Genomic DNA, 19,017 nt, shown 5'->3' on the forward strand with positions numbered 1-19,017 from the left:
TACGCAATGAATATCATCTCTGGGAGCCGGATGTGGGAAAACTACAAGTCCGGTTCTGCAGGGGTTTCATGGCAATGAATTACTTTATTTGAAAGGAAATAAAAGTCATGTCTCTACCTACCAATAACATGATCAAAAATGAAGATGGTTTTATTCCTGATAATTCTGGTGGAAAAATGAGTTTTAATGATTTTTTAGTCATGTCAAAAAAACTTAAATATAGACAATACCTTCCAGGTTATGTTTATAAAGGAAAATATTACTATTATTTTAAAATTGGTTTACATCCTGAAAAGGGTATGTCTGAAATAGGAAATGGGGCTGTAAAATTTTCGAGTATATTATCTCTTTTTAAAGATTCTATGCCAAATTATGTTCTTAAATAATAAAAATGACAAAGAAATAGAATTCTATTTCTTTGTAAAAAGTTCAAAAAATTAGTGAACTAGTTTTTTGAACTTGATTCTTTTTGGATTGACGGCATCTTCGCCAAGTCTGCGTTTTTTATCTGCCATATAGTCTTGATAGTTACCTTCAAACCAAACAACATTACTGTTACCTTCAAAAGCAAGAATATGTGTTGCAATGCGGTCTAAGAAATAGCGATCATGGCTAATAACCACAGCACAACCTGGGAAAGAGACAAGAGAATCTTCTAGTGCTCTTAAAGTATCAACATCGAGATCATTTGTGGGCTCATCAAGAAGTAACAAGTTACCACCATTCATAACCATTTTAGCTAAATTAAGTCTATTGCGTTCCCCGCCAGATAACTTTCCTACTGCTTTTTGCTGATCGGCTCCGCGGAATCCAAAGCTAGAAATATAGGAGCGGGCTGGAATTTCTTTGCTACCAACCATAATCATTTCTTTTCCTTGGCTAAGTTCTTGAAATACCGTTTTATCGCTATCTAGTGATTCTCTATTTTGATCAACGTAACTAATTTTAACGGTTTCCCCAATTTTTAATTCACCTTGGTCTGGTTTTTCCAGTCCTGCGATCATTTTAAAGAGTGTTGTTTTACCTGCACCGTTAGGACCGATAATGCCAACTATTCCACCTGGAGGAAGTTTAAAATTTAAATTTTCAAATAATAATTTATCCCCAAAAGACTTTGTAATATTGATTGAGTCAACAACATTATCCCCTAGTCTTGGTGCAGGTGGAAATGCGATTTCTCGAATTCCTTCTTGTTTGTCATTTTGTTCTTTTAGAAGTTCATTATATGCAGAAATACGCCATTTGCTTTTTGCTTGTCTTGCTTTTGGTGACATGCTCATCCACTCAAGCTCACGTTTTAATGTTTTTTGACGAGCGGATTCTTGTTTTTCTTCTTCAGAAAGACGAGTTGTCTTTTGGCCTAACCACGACGAATAATTTCCTTGCCAAGGAATTCCTTCCCCTTTATCAAGTTCCAAAACCCATTCAGTTACATTATCAAGAAAATATCTATCATGCGTAATGGTAACAAGTGTTCCAGGATATTCTTTAAGGTAACGCTCTAGCCATTGAACGCTTTCTGCATCAAGGTGGTTTGTTGGTTCATCAAGTAGCAGTAATTCAGGTTTTTCCATTAATAATTTACATAACGCAACTCTTCTTAATTCACCACCAGATAAACTTGTTACTTTTGAATCACCTGGAGGACAGCGAAGGGCATCCATAGCAATTTCAATCGTTCTATCAATTTCCCACGCATTTTTTGCATCTATTTCGTCTTGTAAAACGGCTGTTTGTTCAAGAATTTTATTCATTTCATCATCTTCAAGTGGTTCGCCAAGGCGTTCATTTAAAGAGTCAAATTTGCGGATAAGATCTTTGATATCTTTTACAGCTTCTTCTACATTTTCAAAAACAGTTTTATTTGGATCCAGTTTTGGTTCTTGAGGTAAATATCCAACTTTTATTCCTTTTTGAGGAAAAGCTTCTCCCGCAAAATCTTTATCAACACCGGCCATAATTCGTAATAGAGTTGACTTACCAACACCATTCGATCCAATGACACCAATTTTTGCGCCGTGAAAAAAGGATAAATAAATATCTTTTAAAATATCTTTACCCGCAATATTTTTGCGGAGTTTTACCATATTATAAATATAGTTAGCCATGTTCTGGTTTTCCTTTCCAGGTGATATTAACATTAATTATATAATTCCAAATTGCGGCAATAAAATAACCAAAAGCGTTGGAGAGATAAACATCCATTCCATAAGTTAACATTTTAAGTGCTATAGCTTGATTTATTAATGCGCCACCTAAACAAATTGCATGAAAAGTAGCAAGTCCTCGTAAAATTTTCCAAAGACCTTTTAATTTAAAATTTTTGAAAGTCCAATAATTATTTAAATAAAAATTTGTTAAAATGCTTATTTCAATTGAAAGAGCAATAGAATAAGATTTAGATAAATTTGTAAAATGTTGACATATAAAAATGATTGCTGTTGCAATAATGAGCCCAGAGAAACCTATAATACCATATTTAATAAATTGAGTTGGAAGATATTTTCCAATACTTAATTCATATAATGCAAAAATATAATCAAAAATAACTTTACTAGAAAGTTTACTTTCGCCGTGAACTCTTCCTCTAAAAGTATAACCAACTTCATCTATTCGGGTATTTTTAGCTCGTGCTAAAAATTCTAAAAGAATTTTAAATCCTCTGGGATTGATTTCATGCTTATAAGTTTCATAAATTTTTCTTTTTATAGCAAAAAAACCACTCATAGGATCGCTTACGGATTTTGTGAGAGCAACTTTTGCTAGTACAGTAGCTGACCAAGAAACAAATTTTCGGAAGGGGCTCCAATCTTCAATTCCTCCTCCCGCTATTTTTCGAGAGCCAACAACAATTTCCGCCCCTTTTTCAAATGCAGAGATAAAGGAAAGTAGTGCCTTTTCATCATGTTGTAAATCGGAGTCCATAACAGCTAAAATGTCGCCCTCGGATATTTCAAAACCAGCGAGTACAGCAGAGCTCAAGCCTCTATCTGACATGCGGCGAATGACTCTTAACCAAGGATATTCATTACTTAATGTTCTGGCGATTTCCCAGGTTTTATCGGGAGAGTTGTCATCTACAATAATAACTTCTTTAGATATATCTGATAAAGTATCTGCTATTCGTTCAATTAAAATTGGAATATTTTTGCTTTCATTATATGTAGGTATGATAAGCGAAAGAAGCATTGAATTCTCCAATATTGAAAGATAAATATATATTAACTTATAACGACGGTATCTTTTTTATAATTGATATCATCAGTATAAGGATAATCTAGAGAATAATGAATCCCTCTGCTTTCTTTTCTCATTCTGGCGCATTTTACAGTTAATTGAGCAACTACAGCCAGATTTCGAACCTCAACAAGAGATCTACTTGGAATAATATTCCAGTAATATGTCTCTATCTCTTGGCAAATTTGATCAATTCGAGCTGCGGCTCGAGAAAGTCTTTTTTCAGTACGCACAATACTTACGTAGTTCCACATTGTGCGGCGAATTTCATCCCAAAGTTGACTGATTACGACCATTTCATCGGGCTCGCCCGCTTTGCCTAATTGCCATTTAGGTACCTCTGGAATAGAATAGTTTTGTAAATCTGGCCAGAGATTTTTAATATCTTCATAGACAAATTGAGCAAAAACCAGTCCTTCTAAAAGAGAATTTGAGGCTAGGCGATTGGCTCCATGTAAACCAGTACAAGCTACTTCACCAATAGCCCACAAAGCTTTGATTCCAGTGCGACCTCTCGTGTCTGTTACGATACCGCCACAGCTATAATGTGCTGCTGGAACTACAGGAATGGGGTCTTTTGTGATATCAATTCCTAAACTTAAACATTTAGAATAAATTCCTGGAAAATGTGCTTTTATAAATTCAGGATCTTTGTGAGAAATATCTAATAAAACATAAGCTTCACCGGTTTTTTTAATTTCGGCATCGATTGCTCTTGCGACAATATCGCGAGGAGCAAGCTCTTTTAATGGATGTGCCTCTTCCATAAATCTTTTGCCATTTTTGGATTTTAAAATAGCACCTTCGCCACGCATTGCTTCAGAAATGAGAAAGTTTTTTGCTCTAGGGCTATATAAACAAGTAGGATGAAATTGCATAAATTCTAAATTAGCAACTCTTGCTCCCGCTCTCCATGCCATTGCAACCCCATCACCAGCAGCTACGTCAGGATTGGTAGTATATAAATATAATTTTCCATGACCACCAGTAGCAAGTATTGTTGCTTTCGCTAAAAAAGCTGAAATAATATTGTCTCTTTCATTTATAACATAAGCCCCTAAAACGCGATTTCTTGAAAAATCAGGACAAACTTTATCAGTTACAATGAGATCAATTGCAGTATGAAATTCTAGTATTTCTATATTGGGATTTTCTGTTACTTTTTCAACAAGAGTTTTTTGTAAAGCGGCTCCTGTCATGTCTGCTGCGTGAATTATGCGGCGCGCACTATGGGCACCTTCTTGGGTAAGATGAAATTCAAAGTCATATTGGTTTTGAGATTCACTCGGAGTAAAGGCAACTCCCATATCGATCAGTTCTTGAACTGCATTTGGGCCTGCTGCAACAACTTTACGTACAGTGGCTTCATGGCAAAGTCCATTTCCCGCAATTAATGTGTCTTGTGTATGCGACTCATAGGAATCATTTTCACTTAATACGGAAGCAATTCCCCCTTGAGCCCAACGAGTGTTGCATTCAAAAAGTGTTTCTTTACAAAGGAGCCCCACTTTTCCTAGTTTACTTAATTTTAAAGCGGCTGATGCGCCTGCGACACCGCTACCTATAATAAGGAAATCAAATTTTATATTTTCACCAACTTGTATCGATGTTTTTTTTGCCATATTTTAAATCCTCAGAACGCATCAGACTAAACCAGAATTGCACATTATGCATGTTGCGGAACTCTTGCAAGTGTCCTATCAAAGAGCATATACTTTGAAGAGTTCGATTTAGGTAAAGATTAAAAATGCCTATATTGCTTTTGTAAATAATAAAGAAAGGGTTTTAAATGTTAAATACAAAAAAAGTATTGTATATATCTCCTCTTTTGTTAGCAGTTTCCCTTGCTTTCACGGGATGTGCTTCATTTGAAGGAGATTATGGTGATGCCAATCAAGCTCAAATTCTTGATGACAAATGGAATCCTACTGATGCAACATTAACTGTACAAAAAATGGTTAAAGATATGTCTGCTGCTCCATGGGTACAAAATTGGCGAGATGACATGCAAAAGAAAGGAACAGATCGTCCTTTTGTTCTTGTCGATGACATGGAAAATAGAACAAGTGAAATTATTGATACAAAAGCATTATTTGAAGATTTAAGAAGTCAAATTTTAAATGATGGAAAAGTTCGTTTCCTAGATGGTGATGCTCGTAAGAAGATTTTAAATGAATATAAATATCAACAATCTGGTGTTGTGAAAAAAGGTCAAGTCAAGGGTCCAGGAAATCAATATGGAGCTGACTTTTTCTTATCTGGTGCGATTTCAAGCATTGTTTCAAAACAAGGCGGCAAAAGCTCTGTTCAATATCAAATTGAAATGAAGCTCGTTAATATTTCTTCTGGAGAACTTGTTTGGAGCGGTATTGAGAAAATAAGAAAAAACTTTAAAAGAAGCAGCGTTGGTTGGTAATTTGTAGTATAGATCGAATACTAAAAAAGCAGTTTTTAACTGCTTTTTTGTTTTAGCAATAATACATAAAGGATATTTATATGGATAAAAAACAACTTGTTAATAAAGTAAAAGAAGGTATGGATAAAACAATTAGCTCTTTGCAAGCCGACTTGCAAAAAGTCAGAACAGGTAGGGCTTCTACTTCTTTACTTGATGATGTTAGAGTTGATTCTTATGGCACATTAATGCCTTTAAGCAAAGTTGCTACTTTAGCTACTCCTGAAGCACGTTTAATTACGGTAAACCCTTTCGATAAAGGAATGTTGCCAATTGTTGAAAAAGCAATTTTAACTTCTGGTTTAGGTTTAACTCCAAATAATGATGGTAAAGTCATTCGTATTCCCATTCCTGCGCTTTCAGAAGATCGTCGTAAAGAAATGGCAAAACAAGTGAAAAAAATTGGTGAGGAAGCAAAAGTAGCTGTTCGTCATCATAGACAAGATGGAAACACAAAAGCAAAAGCTTCTCAAAAAGAATTTGGTTGGTCTGAAGATGAAGTAAAACGTGCAAATGAAGAAGTTCAAAAACTTACAGATTCTTATGTTAAAAAAGTCGACGAACTTTGTGCAATGAAAGAAAAAGAAGTTTTAACAGTTTAAGTTATGAAGCTGAATTATAATTATAATATCTTGCTTTAAATAATAGACTTAAAAATAACATTGAAATTATGGAGCAAGAAATTAATATTGTAAAGTAACTATTCCATCCCCATTTGTCTAAAATAATTCCTACAGGGCCTCCTGCTACAAAAGCGCCTAAATAGCCAATCCATCCAATAAAACCAGTTGAGGTGGCGGCCGCTTTTTTATGAGATAATTCAACTGCGGCAATACCAATTAGCATTTGTGGGCCAAAAACAAAAAATCCTATGGAACCTACTAATAAAGAATCTATCCAAATATTTGCAGAGGTATATTGCCAAAAAATAACTAAAAATACAGATAATAATAATGCAAATAAAAAATTAACAGGGCCTCTTCCACCTTTAAAAAGAATGTCTGAAAACCACCCAGCCACAATACTTCCAAAAAAACCGCCAACTTCAAATGCTGCTATGACAGTACCTGCTTTTGTAGAATTTAAATAACCTTTTTTCTCTATTAAATAAGGCATTGTCCAATCATTCATTACAATGCGAACAATATAAACAAAAAAATAGGCAATTGCTAAAATCCAAATAAATTTATTTTTAAAAATGTATTTAAAAAATATTTCTTTTATTGAAGTCTCATTTTCATTTTGATTTATATTTTGTATTGTATTTTCATTTCTATATTTTTCAATGGTAGGAAGTCCTAAACTTGCAGGCGTGTCTCTCAGTCTATTTGCAAGCCATAAACCAACAATAATTGCACTCAATCCTGTAATCTGCATTGCATAACGCCAGCCTAACAAATTTGCAAAAAACACCATAAAAATAGGAATAATCGCTCCTCCTAAATTATGTGATGTATTCCAAAGACCCCACCATCTTCCACGCTCAGACTGAGAATACCAATAACTTAAAAATTTTGCGCAGGGAGGCCATCCAAAACCTTGAAACCAACCATTTAATGTCCAGCAAAGTGCGAAAATCCAGAACGCAGATGAAAGGCCAAAAATAATATTAATGATACCCGTCATAATCAAACCAATTGCCATAAAGTAACGAGCATTTGCATTGTCTGAAATCATTCCACTAATAAATTTACTAATTCCATAACTAATTGCTAATAAACTCCCAATCCATCCAAGACTATCTTTATCTAAATGAAGTTCTGATGAAATGTTTGGCATGACAAATGTAAAAGATTTTCTTGTGAAATAATAAACAGCATATCCTATATACATAGAATAAAAAATTCGAATTCTCCAATATTTATAGTCGATATTTATTTTTGTTTGATCTTCTATTGCTTCAATAGAATCTGGTTGTTTTAATTTTGATATAATATTTGAAAAAATAGCCATATATAATCCTTTATTGGCATTTAATATAAAATTATTCTTTTAATTCTACAAAGTTTGTTTTAATAACAAATATCTGAGAAGCGATTTAAAAATCTTTTTTGAAATAACATAAGATAAAAATATTGGCAAAAATAATTACATAAATTCATTTGTATTATTGAGATAGATGAATAAAAAATAATGTAAATTATTTATAATCTATAGAAAAATATTATAAATTATAAATATTAGTAAATTTTACAAATATAATATGGCTCAATAGATTAAGTATTTTTTATTATTAATTATATTATTTAAATTAGGATAAATAGGAAAAAATTCATAATTAAATTTAATAAATATTATTTTAATAGAATGGTTTTTATAAATAAAATGTATTTTAATTATAAATCTTCACTTGTTACAAAAGCCCAAGCATTATGATTGTGTATGGATTCAAAATTTTCTGCGCTGACTTCAAATTTTAAATTTCCAGATTTCTCTTTAAGTTGAATGGCTGCTTCTCGAACAAGATCTTCTACAAACCTTGGTGTATTGTATGCCTTTTCAGTAACATATTTTTCATCGACTCTTTTTAAAACAGGATAAATTGCGGAACTCGCAGAAGACTCCGCTATAACAATACAATCTTGGATAGATAATTTAGGATTCCATAATGTGATTGTCATATGGCTTCTTTGACTGTGAGCGCCGTATTCCGAAATGGCCTTACTGCAGGGGCATAAACTTTTTACGGGAATTTGAATACTCATTACGGTTTCAGTTGTTTTATTTATAGAGTTTGCTTTTATTTTTAATTGAATTTGGAGATCTGCTATGCCTTTTGTTTTCGAAACAGGAGCATATTTTTCATAAAAATAAGTAAACTTTGTTTCAATAAATGAAGTTTGACTTTCTAATTTATTATTAATGGCATGAGCCATTTCTTCAAATTTTTTTAAATTAAAATTTGGTGCGAATTCATATAAAATAGTCGGAAAACGGCTCATATGGGTTCCTTTTTTTGTTGAGGAAAGTTCAACAAAAAAAGAAAATGTTGCAGTGGTAGGAAAGGTAACAAAATTATCCTGACCTATGTCTGAAAAAAATATGGGATGGCAGACATCCTTTATACCTACTTTAGCTATTTTTACCATTCTTTGATCCGGAAAACCTTGCGTATCTTGCATATTTTTCTTTCTAATAAAGTTAAATATTCGATAAATTTATTTTTTATTGTTGAGCTTTTGTTTGAAAGTCCATAAATAAAGGACGTCCTATTTCTTTGCGAAAAGACCAAGGCATTCCTGCAATTAAAACTAAAACAGCAATCCCTGTGTATATTGCTACAGTTTTGTGTTTTTTTACTTCGTCTTTAGATCTTTTAGACAAAGTTCTTCCTAATTGAACTAAAACAACAAATATAAGCATAGTAAAAATATGCTCAACAGCCCAAAAGCGTAAACTTGCATTTTTCATAGCAAAACCCATATTATTAAGGGCAGAATGTGTTATGGGACTTAAAGCAAAATATAACACAAGACCTATAATAAGCTGCAAATGAGTAAATCCTACTAAAATGCCACCCAATACTTTATCTTTTTTAGCATAGGGAGTCTTTTGGCGCCAACCAGAAATGGAGCGAAATAAAACGAGAATAAGAAAAATACTAATAACCCAACGCAACCAGGAATGAATAAATAATACGAACTCATACATACTCAAAAACCTCCATCTTGACCTAACAACTCACTAGTGTTATTCCCTCCAAGGAATAGCTGCAAGGATTTCTTTAACATTTTAGAAGGATTTATTGAATGTCTGTGAAATTTACGGGACAATTAGTAGCCCCTCAAACGACAGAAATTAAGCATAATTCATCTGGAGCCATAATTAAAACGACCGCTCCTGTTGATAATGGTGGGGATGGAAGTTGCTTTTCTCCAACAGATCTTTTTGCTTCTTCTTTAGGGGCTTGCGGAACGACCATTATGTCATTGTATGCTTCAAAAAGTGCAATTCCTCTTGAAAATATTCATTTTGAAGCTGAAAAAATAATGGATACAGCACCAAGAAGAGTAGCAAAAATTATTGTCCAATACTTTTTAAAAACAAATTGTACGGAAGATGAATTTAAAAAATTAGTAGCTGCTGGAAAATCCTGTCCCGTTAAAGTAACAATCCAAAATGTAGTACAAATACAAGAAAGTTATATTAGAGTGTAGTATTATTCTTTAATACCATACTTTTCATATATTTTTTTTACACGCCCATCGGTTCGCATTTTATTTAAAGCTTTATTTAAAATTTCTTTTTTGTTCAAATGTGGGGATTTTTTTGACATTCCATAAAAAATATCAACAATTTCTTCATGTCTATAAGTTGCTGTTGTGTAATCTTTGAAGTTATTTTTTTCAAAATACCTTTTCATGGCTAAATAGTCTCTTATTGCGATCACTTTGAATCTTTTATTCATAAACATCAAAGACATATTTTCATCATCTTTGTATTCTAATTTCTGAATAGAATTGTCTTTGTTAAATTTTTCAAAGTAATAAGTACCTCGTTTTATTGCTACTGGATATTTTTTAAGATCATCATAACTTTTAATTATTTTTTCTTGCCCTTTTGGCACAATAAAATAAACAATTTTATTTACTGTCGATATAGGACCTAGAAAATAAGTAAATTCTTCGCGTTCCGGTGATTTTGAAAAACGAGGGCATAAATCAACTTTGCCATTTTCTAAATCTATAAGAGTTCTTGTAAAAGGAGCTTCAATAAATTCAATTTTTATACCTATATTATTTGCTGCTTCATTTATAATATCAATTAAAGGACCACTAAATTTATTATTTTCAATTACAATTTCAGGATATCGATCTCTGACATGCATCGTAAGAATTGTTTCAACAGAATAAGAATTTATATTAGTAAATAATTGAAATATAAATATTAAGGATAAAAAGAGAACTTTCATATTAAACTTGAAAATCATTAATATCAGGTAACTAAATTAATGATTGAAATTCAACTCCTTTCCTTCTCTTGTTTAAAAGTTAAAAGCGATATTTCACAATTTGTTCCTAATCGCATGGGTGGTCCCCAAAATCCAGTACCTTGGTTAACATAAATTTGCTGATTTTCATTTATTTGATAAAGTCCTTTAACATACTTTTGATCTTTTTTTACAATATATTGTAAAGGCCAAATTTGACCGCCATGAGTATGCCCTGAAATTTGAATATCAATGAAAGGAAATTGAACCAATAATCGGGAATCCTTCGGTTGGTGAGCTAATAAAACATTTAAAGAGTGCTCTTTTTGAGCTCCTTTTTGTTCTAAATGATGGACTGCTTGATGCAAACGTTTATCTAGTTTTCTTGGAATTTTTTCATAACTAAGCCAATGTCTGTCTTCTATTCCTAAAATATTTATTACTAAATCGCTTATTTTTAAGGAGTGCGAAGAATTAGAAATCACTTTCCAATGAAATTTTTCAGCAAAATGTTTTTTCCAATTTAATGGACCGCTATAATATTCATGATTTCCTGTAATATAATAAATTCCATATTTAGCATAAAGAGTTTCAAGAGGAGCTATTTCTTTTTTTAATTGGTTGACAGATCCATCCATAAGATCTCCGGTAATAAAAATAATATCTGGTTTTAGTTGGTTGACAACTTCAGCAAGATATTTCATTTTTTTTCTACCAATCAATCCAGAAACATGAATATCACTTAATACGACAAATTTAAGATCATTAATTATTTTTGGGAGGTCATTTTTTATTTTTATTTCTTTTTCAATAACAATAGGTTTTTTTAAGGCTAAATACATGGAATAAATTGTTAATATTGTACCTGTAAATAAGACAAAGTAACTTAAATAGGCTGTATTATAATTGTTAGCATTCAAAAACATATTTATTGGTGATGTTAAAAGACAAACAAGCATGAATAAAAAAGCGACACCCATCCATATGAACATGACGATTTCAAATATTTTTCTTAAAAAATGTGGGACGATTCGCAAAATAATAAAACCAAAAAAGGTCATGGACCAAAGACATGTAAAAGTTGTAATCCAAAAAGGACTTTTACCAAAAATAGGAAAAATAATACGAGAATATAAATAATAATGTCCCAATAGGGTAACTAATATAGCGATTGTAATGGAAAAAAGCATTTTTAAAAACATAAGAACTTACTTCCATATGCTATAAATAACTTTAAAATTAGGGGCTGAATTTGTTTTTTTATTATCAGTTCCCTTATCATCTTTTCCTTTATTATCAGTTCCCTTATCATCTTTTCCTTTATTATCGGTTCCCTTATCATCTTTTCCTTTGTTATCAGTTCCCTTATCATCTTTTCCTTTGTTATCGTTTCCTTTGCTGGAAGAATCACCTTGTTGTAAAATAACAATCAGAGTTTTTTCAACTCCATTTACGACTCCCCTCGATTCAACACGATATATAGTATCGGTATTCCCAAATAAAAGCTCAATAATTTTTACGGTATCAGGATTATCTTTTGTAGCGGGTAAATTTTTTGCAAACCAATCTTTAGGAGATTCTTTAATATTTGGCTTTTCTCTAAAATTTTCAAATGTATCCATTTCCTGATTATTTATTTCTTGTCCATTTTGTGTCAACAAAGCAGCAACCAGTTCAACTGGAGCGTTATTAATATTCAAATTTCCTTTTTTAGGTTGAATAGGCCATATTGTAAAATAAGGTGAATACATATTATAAATATCATCTAAATGGAAACCTGGAATTCTTCTTAATTCTTCTAATGACTCTAAACCACCATTTTTAGCTTTGTATTTTGCTCCAATATTATCATAAGCACCAGCAGCAGCAGCAGCAGCAGCATTTGTTGAAGAAATTTTAATGTAACTTGTTAAGTTATCAACTAATTGTTGAGGAGTATAACCCACCGTTTCTATAAATTTTTGTGAATCTGGAGTAGAAAAAATACGTAATAAGGCCTTTTGAGTATCTGCTGAATATGTAGATTGTAATAAATTTAAATTTAATTTTGAGTTTTCAGACGAAATATTTAATACAAAATATCCAGGAATCACTTTAAGCGCTTTTTGAATTCCTGGTGCAATTGCTTTTGAAATATTAGCTCCAGATAATTCTTCTAATTTTTCTAAACCAGACGACCCTATAGGTTGTCCATTTAATAAATTATATAAATTTTTAGGAATGGGTACTAAAGGATTTCCTTGGTATTTTTCTGATAATATACTTAAAGATAACATTATTTTAGCAAACTCAATTCCTGTTAAAGCAGTTGCTTGTGCATCTAGGCCATTGCGTTCTTCAATTGAACCTCTTGCTCCTACTTGGGTTTGATAAACAATATCACCTACCACACCCATAATCATGGCAACAAAGACAAGAACAAATATGAGCGCAAAGCCGTTTTGTTTTTTTTTCAAATAAAGAAATTTATTTTTAAAGGAGATTAATTTTTTTATTGCCATTTATAATCTCCAGTTGGGTTAATGATATCTTGAGTGCCATTTGTGCTCATAATATATACGATTGTATCAAGAGCAATAAATCTTCTTTCTTGTTTTGCTGTTGGTGAAACTTCAGTTAATTGTTTTTCAGAATTTGTTTGCCTAAAGTAACTCTGTAAATGAATTTTAACTAATTTGGGGAGTTTTCCTTGGGTGTCATTTGCGGTTGAGTCCCACTCCCTTTGGTACTCTGTTCCATTCCAAAAGCTAAGTGAAAACTCTTTTAAATCGGGAACCAATACTTCAGAGATTCCAACTCCTGTATTTTCTATATTTTCAACCATATCTGTATCTACTACACGAATAAGTTGCATTGTTTTTGTGTCTTTTGGGTTGGGTCGAATATAATAACGAACAATTGCTAAATTACTTTGATTTGAATTTTCAATTAGTGATTTATAATTTTGCACAGACATAATTAGATTTTCATTTTTAAATGAAAACTGAGGTTTTATGGGACGTATATTTATATTTAAAGAATTTAAATCATTTTGATTTGTAATGTATGCACTTTGAATATCAGAATAAATACGTTCCAAAGCCATATTTATAGAATGTTGTACTGTATTTTGTGCTGTTACTTTTTCTCTGGTATCAATTTGTGTTGATAAAATATTAATAGTTAAAACACCTATTGTTGCTAATATTGAAATGGATAAAATAATTTCAATTAAAGTAAAACCATTTTGTGAGTTATTCATTTCGGTCCACCTGTACCGCCGCCACCAGATCCGCCACCGGAAGGACCGTTGTTTGGACTGCCCCCTGTTCCGCTGCCAGATCCTCCACTACTAGCTCCGCCGCTCGATCCTCCATTGGAAGTGCCACCGCTCGTATCGCCACCAGATTCCTTATCATCACTATTTCCAATTTTAGGCAATTTTTCAGAAATTCCTTTAAAAGTATCATTATCAATAAAGAAAAAACCTTCAGAAATTGTTTTAGGTATTAAACCGCTATTCCATTTTACATTTATGGTAAAGTTACTAAAAAAACCTTTTGAATTAGAGGTTAAATCTTGATCTAAAACATTATTTATAGAAGAAAACATTCTTTCTGTATCTAAATTTTCATTTCCAGCAGGATTTACAATATTATATACACCCATAGCACTAGTTAAAAACTGAGATATTTTCACATCTTTTAATTCAGTCCGATTGACTGTGATAATAAATTGATTATCTGTAACCCATGGCAGAGTCGTATTTTCAGGCAGATTAGCTTGTCCTTGAGTTTCAATTAAATATTGCATTTGTGCTATTGTGGAACGAACTGCCCATGAAGCTCTCATGCCATCAGTTGCAATTTGAGTAACTGAAATAATAGATGACTGTAAACCAACAATACTTGCAACAACAATAGATAAAATTCCAACAGCAAGGATACATTCTATTAAAGTAAATCCTTTTTCAGAATGTTTTATTTTTTGATTTGGATTTTTATTTTTTTGGTAAAGTAAAGTTTGCATCTTGAAAGCCTTCCAGCAAATTTGATTCGCCAGTAAGAGAATTTAAATTAATGGTGAATTTAGGGCCTTCTTCGTTAATAGAAGTTTCAATATTTTTAGAACGAGTTGCTAACTTTATTGAAGTTGCCGTTGCGGTTCCATTAGGTAAAAAATAAATATAAGCATATTCTTTTTTTGTCTTATCATTATTATTTATGATTGAAACAAATTCAAATTTTTTGGAAGATACAGATGAAAGAATTTGAGCAAAAACAACATTACCTTGAAGCTTTTGTCGATAAGTAACAGCATCATTTATTTCACGCCATTCAATTGGTTTTAATATTTTTCTTTGAACAACTGGGATACTTCGAATGGAATAATATTTCATATTTGAAGTTGTACTTGTTGGCATTTGTCTATCATAATTATTTTTATATTGTTCATCAAATAGTTTGATTAAATCGTTTCTTTTATCTTTTTTTAATAACGATTCAGATTCTGTGTCTGAATCGATTAAAGGAGGGCGTCCTTCAAAACCAAGTGGTGCTTGCTCGACCCAATATTCTCCTGTTTTTATATCGAATATCATTCTATGCAGACGCCCTGAAAATATGGCATCATCGTATGCAGCTCGAATTTGACCCGTTAAACTTCTTAGACTGGAGGACATTTGGGAATCAACAGAAAGAGTTAAATTTGGAATGATAACACCAGCAATAGCACCAATAATACCAAGGACAATGATGATTTCAATTAATGTGAATCCATCTTGTCTTTGATTTTTTTTATTTGAAATGAATCTTAAACAAATAAAATTGAGCGAGGGGGGTTTCAGTTTGTTGCTCCCGCATCAATGGTTTTGCAATCTGTTTTTTTACCATTTAGGTAACAAAGAGAACCAGCACTATTAGGTGTTCCTTCTGCTCCATTAGATGTAATAAGAGGTCCTTTTGCTGTTAACTTATAATCAAAAGCATTGCCCCAACCATCAGTGAGATTATCAGTAGAAGCAATTGGTGTTCCTGGATTTGTTGTTAAGGCTTGAAGACCTTGTGCTGAAGTTGGATATTTACCAACTGCCAATTGATACTGAATTAACTTAGATTGAAGAGTATATGCTTTTGTATCGGTAATACCAGATTTTGCTTGGTCATTACCTCCGGAAATACGTGCCACAATAATCCCCATTAAAGTACCAATAATAGCGACAACTATGATAATCTCAATAAGAGAAAATCCTGCTTGTGAGTTTAATGTTCTTTTTAATTTTAAAAAATTTTTCATTTTCATAAGTTAACATCTCCATAGTCTAAAAAGAAATATAATTATACAAATACTAGAACTCAATGCAACTGGTTCATGGCAGCCATCATTGGTCCAATTACGGCCATTACCATCATAAAAACGATTACAGCCATAAAAACCATCATAGCTGGTTCAATTAAGCGTGTTGTGGCCACAATTTGGTTGTTCACATCTTCATCATAAACATCAGAAATATTGACCAACATTTCTTCTAATTGTCCCGTTTTCTCTCCTGTTCTTAGCATGTGGATAACCATTGTTGGAAATTTTCCTGTTCTTTCCAAAGCGGTCGCAAGTTTATCCCCATCTTGAACTTTAATGATAGCTTCATCTAAAGCTTTTTCCATTACAGTGTTTCCAACGACTTTTCTTGTGAGTTGTAAACCTTCTACAATTCTAACACCACTCGATAAAATGGTTGAAAGAGTTTTAGAGAAACGAGAAACAGTAACTCTTTGTATGAGTGGCCCAAAAATAGGTGCAGTATACATAAACAAATCTATTTTATAACGACCTTTTTCCGTCTTGGACCAAGAGTAAATGGCAAAACCTAATCCTGCAAGAAACAAAATACAAATAAGCCACCAATCTTGCATCCAATTAGAGATATCATTCATTAAAATGGTATACCAAGGAAGCGTTACCTTAAGAGTTGTAAATGATTTTGTCATTTGAGGCATTACCTTAACAAATAAATAAATGACAACAGCAATTGCCATAACAACCATTAAAGCAGGATAAGTTAACGCACCTATAACTTTTCTTTTTATTTCTATTTGATAGGTAATGAATTCAGATAATCTTTGCATTACTAAAGGAAGAGCTCCTGCTTTTTCAGCGGCAGCGATCATATTTGTATAAATATTTGTAAAAACTTTTGGAAAATTTTTATGGGCATCGGATAAAGATTTTCCTTCTGAAACCAATTCTCTCATTTTTATATAAACAGATTTTAATTCTTCATTTTCAACTTGTTCCGAAATTGCTCTTAAAGCATCATTGATGTCTACAGCTGATCGTAACAAAATTGCAAATTGTTTCGTTGCAACAGCAATATCTTCTTGTTTTGGAGGTTTTCGATTTAAGATTGCTATAATTCCAGATTTACCTTCTGCAGCACTTGATCTATTATCAACCTTCATTTCAAGAACGTAAATATTTTGTTTTTTTAATTTTAATTTTGCATCTTTTGGTGATTCAGCTTCAATATAAGCTTTAATTTTTTTTCCAGTTTTAGAATTTTGGCCTCTGTAAGAATACATCGGCATAATTAAATTACCTCATTTTCTTGTTCGTGTTCAGATTGAGTTGCATAAAGAGCTTCTTCAAGAGTTGTTTCTCCATTTAAAAAACGCTCTTGTGCAGAATCTCTTAGCGTTTTCATGCCACGTTGCACACACATTTTTTTCAAACTGGCACCATCGGAGCTTTTTAAAACAAAATTTCTAACATGCTCATCAAATACAAGAAGTTCATAAATTCCGATACGTCCCGAATATCCACTTGTTTTGCAATTAGGGCATCCACCATCTCTTGCTTTATAAAATACTTTTCCTGCGCTTTGTTTACTTGTTATACCAAATAAATTTAATTCTTCTGCAGTATGAGTCGTTTGTTCACGACAATTCATGCATACTTTTCTTACAAGGCGAACAGCTAAAATAGCAACAACGGCCGTGGTAATTTGAAAAGGCTCAATTCCAAAGTCAACTAGACGGGTAACAGAAGCAGCCGTATCATTTGTATGTAGAGTGCTAAATACAAGGTGTCCTGTAATTGAAGCTTGCACAGCAATTTGAGCTGTTTCAGCATCACGAATTTCACCAATTAAAATAATATTTGGGTTTTGACGTAAAATAGAACGTAACGCAGCAGCAAAACTGAGTCCGGCACGATCATTTACCTCTACTTGACTTACTCCTGGTAGTTGAACTTCCACGGGGTCTTCAACCGTAATAATACTTACATCTGGTTTATTGATATGCATTAATGCAGATGCAAGTGTTGTCGTTTTTCCTGAACCAGTTGGTCCTGTTACTAAAACGATTCCATGTTTTTGATTGATCACTTGTTTAAAATTTTTAAGTAAAGCTTTTGGCAATCCAATATCATCTAAATTTGGCAATCCACCCGATTTATCAAGAATACGTAACACAATTCTTTCCCCGAATTTAATAGGGAGAGTACTAACGCGCACATCAATTTCTCGAGTTCCAACTTTTAAAGTAATACGACCATCTTGGGGAAGCCTACTTTCAGCAATATTTAATTTGGCTAATATTTTAATACGAGTAGAAACACTGGATTGGTATTTTTTTGGAATAACACGAACTTCTTTAAGTCTTCCGTCAACACGAAAGCGAACAGAAACACGATCTTCAAAAGGTTCAATATGAATATCAGATGCTTTTTCAGAGATACTTCGACGAATGATTGCTGTTACTTCTTTTCTTACAGGTGCTTCTTCATTATCTTGTAGAAGGTTATGAGCGACATCGAGGCCTTCAATACCATCAATTTCATCATCTGCTGTAAGGCCTTTGTTTTGATCAACCAGTTCTTGTCTTTCAAAAACATTATTAATAGCAGCTTCTACGAGATCTTTTGGAGCAACGATGCGTTTGATATTTTTATTTAAAAGAACCCGCAGATCGTCAATGCTTACCGTGTCCAAAGGATTTGCCACGGCAACAGTTACGTTAAGATCATCTTCTGAAATAGGAATAAACATATGCTGCAAACAGAAGCTTATATTTAATTTAGAAATTAATTTAGGATTAATTTCATGAAAAGGAAAGTTATCGCGAAACTCAAGATTTAAATGAATTGCAAGGGCTTTTAGCATGTCAACTTCAAGAATCAATTCATTTTCAATTAAAATTTCACTTAGAGATCGATTTGTTGCTTTTTGTTCTAATAGTGCATCTTCTATTTGATTTTGAGAAATACGAAAATCATTATGAAGGATGTCTTCCATATTTCTATTTTTAGAAGAATATTCATTTGCATCAATATTTTCTCTTGTTGCTTTAATTTTAGAAAAAATGTTATTCACAGCATCGCTATTGTTCGTATTATCTTGCTTATTTGTCATTGAGCT

General features: G+C 32.4%; 19 protein-coding genes and 1 pseudogene. 4 read left to right on the plus strand and 16 right to left on the minus strand.

The window, feature by feature from the left end:
- Positions 1 to 107: 107 nt before the first annotated feature.
- A complete protein-coding gene (locus ACIQ56_RS01175) occupies positions 108 to 386 on the plus strand; it encodes a hypothetical protein (protein WP_397599256.1) in 279 nt (92 codons plus the stop codon).
- Positions 387 to 437: 51 nt separating this feature from the next.
- Here ACIQ56_RS01175 and ettA read toward each other — a convergent pair whose 3' ends face one another.
- Genes ettA through nadB form a run of 3 tightly spaced genes read right to left on the minus strand, consistent with a single transcriptional unit; the run spans position 438 to position 4,859 of the window.
- On the minus strand, positions 438 to 2,108 hold the full coding sequence (gene ettA / locus ACIQ56_RS01180; RefSeq protein ID WP_397599257.1) for an energy-dependent translational throttle protein EttA: 1,671 nt from the start codon (positions 2,106 to 2,108) through the stop codon (positions 438 to 440).
- Entirely contained in the window at positions 2,101 to 3,189 is a 1,089-nt protein-coding gene (locus ACIQ56_RS01185) for a glycosyltransferase (RefSeq protein WP_397599258.1), read from the minus strand. Before ACIQ56_RS01185 ends, ettA begins: the two co-directional genes overlap by 8 nt.
- Positions 3,190 to 3,221: 32 nt before the next feature.
- The gene (gene nadB / locus ACIQ56_RS01190) at positions 3,222 to 4,859 is read right to left on the minus strand and encodes an L-aspartate oxidase (protein WP_397599259.1); all 1,638 of its coding nucleotides are present in this window, start codon (positions 4,857 to 4,859) and stop codon (positions 3,222 to 3,224) included.
- Positions 4,860 to 5,026: 167 nt separating this feature from the next.
- On the opposite strand from nadB, the gene lpoB reads away from it, so the two are divergent.
- Positions 5,027 to 5,653 (plus strand): penicillin-binding protein activator LpoB, encoded by a 627-nt coding sequence (gene lpoB, locus ACIQ56_RS01195; RefSeq protein ID WP_397599260.1) that lies wholly within the window; start codon positions 5,027 to 5,029, stop codon positions 5,651 to 5,653.
- Positions 5,654 to 5,733: 80 nt separating this feature from the next.
- On the plus strand, positions 5,734 to 6,294 hold the full coding sequence (gene frr, locus ACIQ56_RS01200; protein WP_397599261.1) for a ribosome recycling factor: 561 nt from the start codon (positions 5,734 to 5,736) through the stop codon (positions 6,292 to 6,294).
- A gap of 1 nt (position 6,295) precedes the next feature.
- Here frr and pgtP read toward each other — a convergent pair whose 3' ends face one another.
- From pgtP to ACIQ56_RS01215, 3 genes are all read right to left on the minus strand, one after another.
- Positions 6,296 to 7,645: a phosphoglycerate transporter protein PgtP gene (gene pgtP, locus ACIQ56_RS01205; RefSeq protein ID WP_397599262.1), complete on the minus strand. Its 1,350-nt coding sequence runs from the start codon at positions 7,643 to 7,645 to the stop codon at positions 6,296 to 6,298.
- A gap of 383 nt (positions 7,646 to 8,028) precedes the next feature.
- Positions 8,029 to 8,814 (minus strand): GTP cyclohydrolase FolE2, encoded by a 786-nt coding sequence (gene folE2, locus ACIQ56_RS01210; protein ID WP_397599263.1) that lies wholly within the window; start codon positions 8,812 to 8,814, stop codon positions 8,029 to 8,031.
- A 43-nt stretch (positions 8,815 to 8,857) separates the two neighbouring features.
- Positions 8,858 to 9,343 (minus strand): hypothetical protein, encoded by a 486-nt coding sequence (locus ACIQ56_RS01215; RefSeq protein WP_397599264.1) that lies wholly within the window; start codon positions 9,341 to 9,343, stop codon positions 8,858 to 8,860.
- 98 nt (positions 9,344 to 9,441) lie between these two features.
- On the opposite strand from ACIQ56_RS01215, the gene ACIQ56_RS01220 reads away from it, so the two are divergent.
- Positions 9,442 to 9,849 carry an OsmC family protein gene (locus ACIQ56_RS01220; protein WP_397599265.1) on the plus strand — a complete coding sequence of 136 codons (408 nt, stop codon included), beginning with the start codon at positions 9,442 to 9,444 and terminating at the stop codon, positions 9,847 to 9,849.
- A 2-nt stretch (positions 9,850 to 9,851) separates the two neighbouring features.
- Here the strand turns inward: ACIQ56_RS01220 and ACIQ56_RS01225 are convergent, their stop codons facing one another.
- The 10 genes and pseudogenes from ACIQ56_RS01225 to ACIQ56_RS01270 all read right to left on the minus strand — a co-directional run bounded on the left by ACIQ56_RS01225 (position 9,852) and on the right by ACIQ56_RS01270 (position 19,011).
- Positions 9,852 to 10,604, minus strand: coding sequence for a substrate-binding periplasmic protein (locus ACIQ56_RS01225; RefSeq protein WP_397599266.1), 753 nt, complete (start codon positions 10,602 to 10,604; stop codon positions 9,852 to 9,854).
- A 50-nt stretch (positions 10,605 to 10,654) separates the two neighbouring features.
- Positions 10,655 to 11,824: a metallophosphoesterase gene (locus ACIQ56_RS01230; RefSeq protein WP_397599267.1), complete on the minus strand. Its 1,170-nt coding sequence runs from the start codon at positions 11,822 to 11,824 to the stop codon at positions 10,655 to 10,657.
- A 6-nt stretch (positions 11,825 to 11,830) separates the two neighbouring features.
- The gene (locus ACIQ56_RS01235) at positions 11,831 to 13,123 is read right to left on the minus strand and encodes a general secretion pathway protein GspK (protein WP_397599268.1); all 1,293 of its coding nucleotides are present in this window, start codon (positions 13,121 to 13,123) and stop codon (positions 11,831 to 11,833) included.
- Positions 13,114 to 13,863: a prepilin-type N-terminal cleavage/methylation domain-containing protein gene (locus tag ACIQ56_RS01240; protein ID WP_397599269.1), complete on the minus strand. Its 750-nt coding sequence runs from the start codon at positions 13,861 to 13,863 to the stop codon at positions 13,114 to 13,116. Before ACIQ56_RS01240 ends, ACIQ56_RS01235 begins: the two co-directional genes overlap by 10 nt.
- Complete coding sequence (locus tag ACIQ56_RS01245) at positions 13,860 to 14,630, minus strand: prepilin-type N-terminal cleavage/methylation domain-containing protein (protein WP_397599270.1); 771 nt, start codon at positions 14,628 to 14,630, stop codon at positions 13,860 to 13,862. Before ACIQ56_RS01245 ends, ACIQ56_RS01240 begins: the two co-directional genes overlap by 4 nt.
- A complete protein-coding gene (locus ACIQ56_RS01250; protein ID WP_397599271.1) occupies positions 14,602 to 15,282 on the minus strand; it encodes a hypothetical protein in 681 nt (226 codons plus the stop codon). Before ACIQ56_RS01250 ends, ACIQ56_RS01245 begins: the two co-directional genes overlap by 29 nt.
- A 39-nt stretch (positions 15,283 to 15,321) precedes the next feature.
- Positions 15,322 to 15,447 (minus strand): annotated as a pseudogene (locus ACIQ56_RS01255) (prepilin-type N-terminal cleavage/methylation domain-containing protein); the annotation flags it as partial.
- A complete protein-coding gene (locus ACIQ56_RS01260; RefSeq protein ID WP_397599272.1) occupies positions 15,444 to 15,902 on the minus strand; it encodes a type II secretion system protein GspG in 459 nt (152 codons plus the stop codon). The gene ACIQ56_RS01260 and the pseudogene ACIQ56_RS01255, both read right to left, overlap by 4 nt.
- A 53-nt stretch (positions 15,903 to 15,955) precedes the next feature.
- Complete coding sequence (locus ACIQ56_RS01265; protein ID WP_397599273.1) at positions 15,956 to 17,185, minus strand: type II secretion system F family protein; 1,230 nt, start codon at positions 17,183 to 17,185, stop codon at positions 15,956 to 15,958.
- A gap of 2 nt (positions 17,186 to 17,187) precedes the next feature.
- Positions 17,188 to 19,011: a GspE/PulE family protein gene (locus ACIQ56_RS01270; protein WP_397599274.1), complete on the minus strand. Its 1,824-nt coding sequence runs from the start codon at positions 19,009 to 19,011 to the stop codon at positions 17,188 to 17,190.
- Positions 19,012 to 19,017 lie beyond the last annotated feature (6 nt).

It is taken from the genome of Silvanigrella sp. (assembly GCF_044369315.1).
Taxonomy (GTDB): Bacteria; Bdellovibrionota_B; Oligoflexia; order Silvanigrellales; family Silvanigrellaceae; genus Silvanigrella.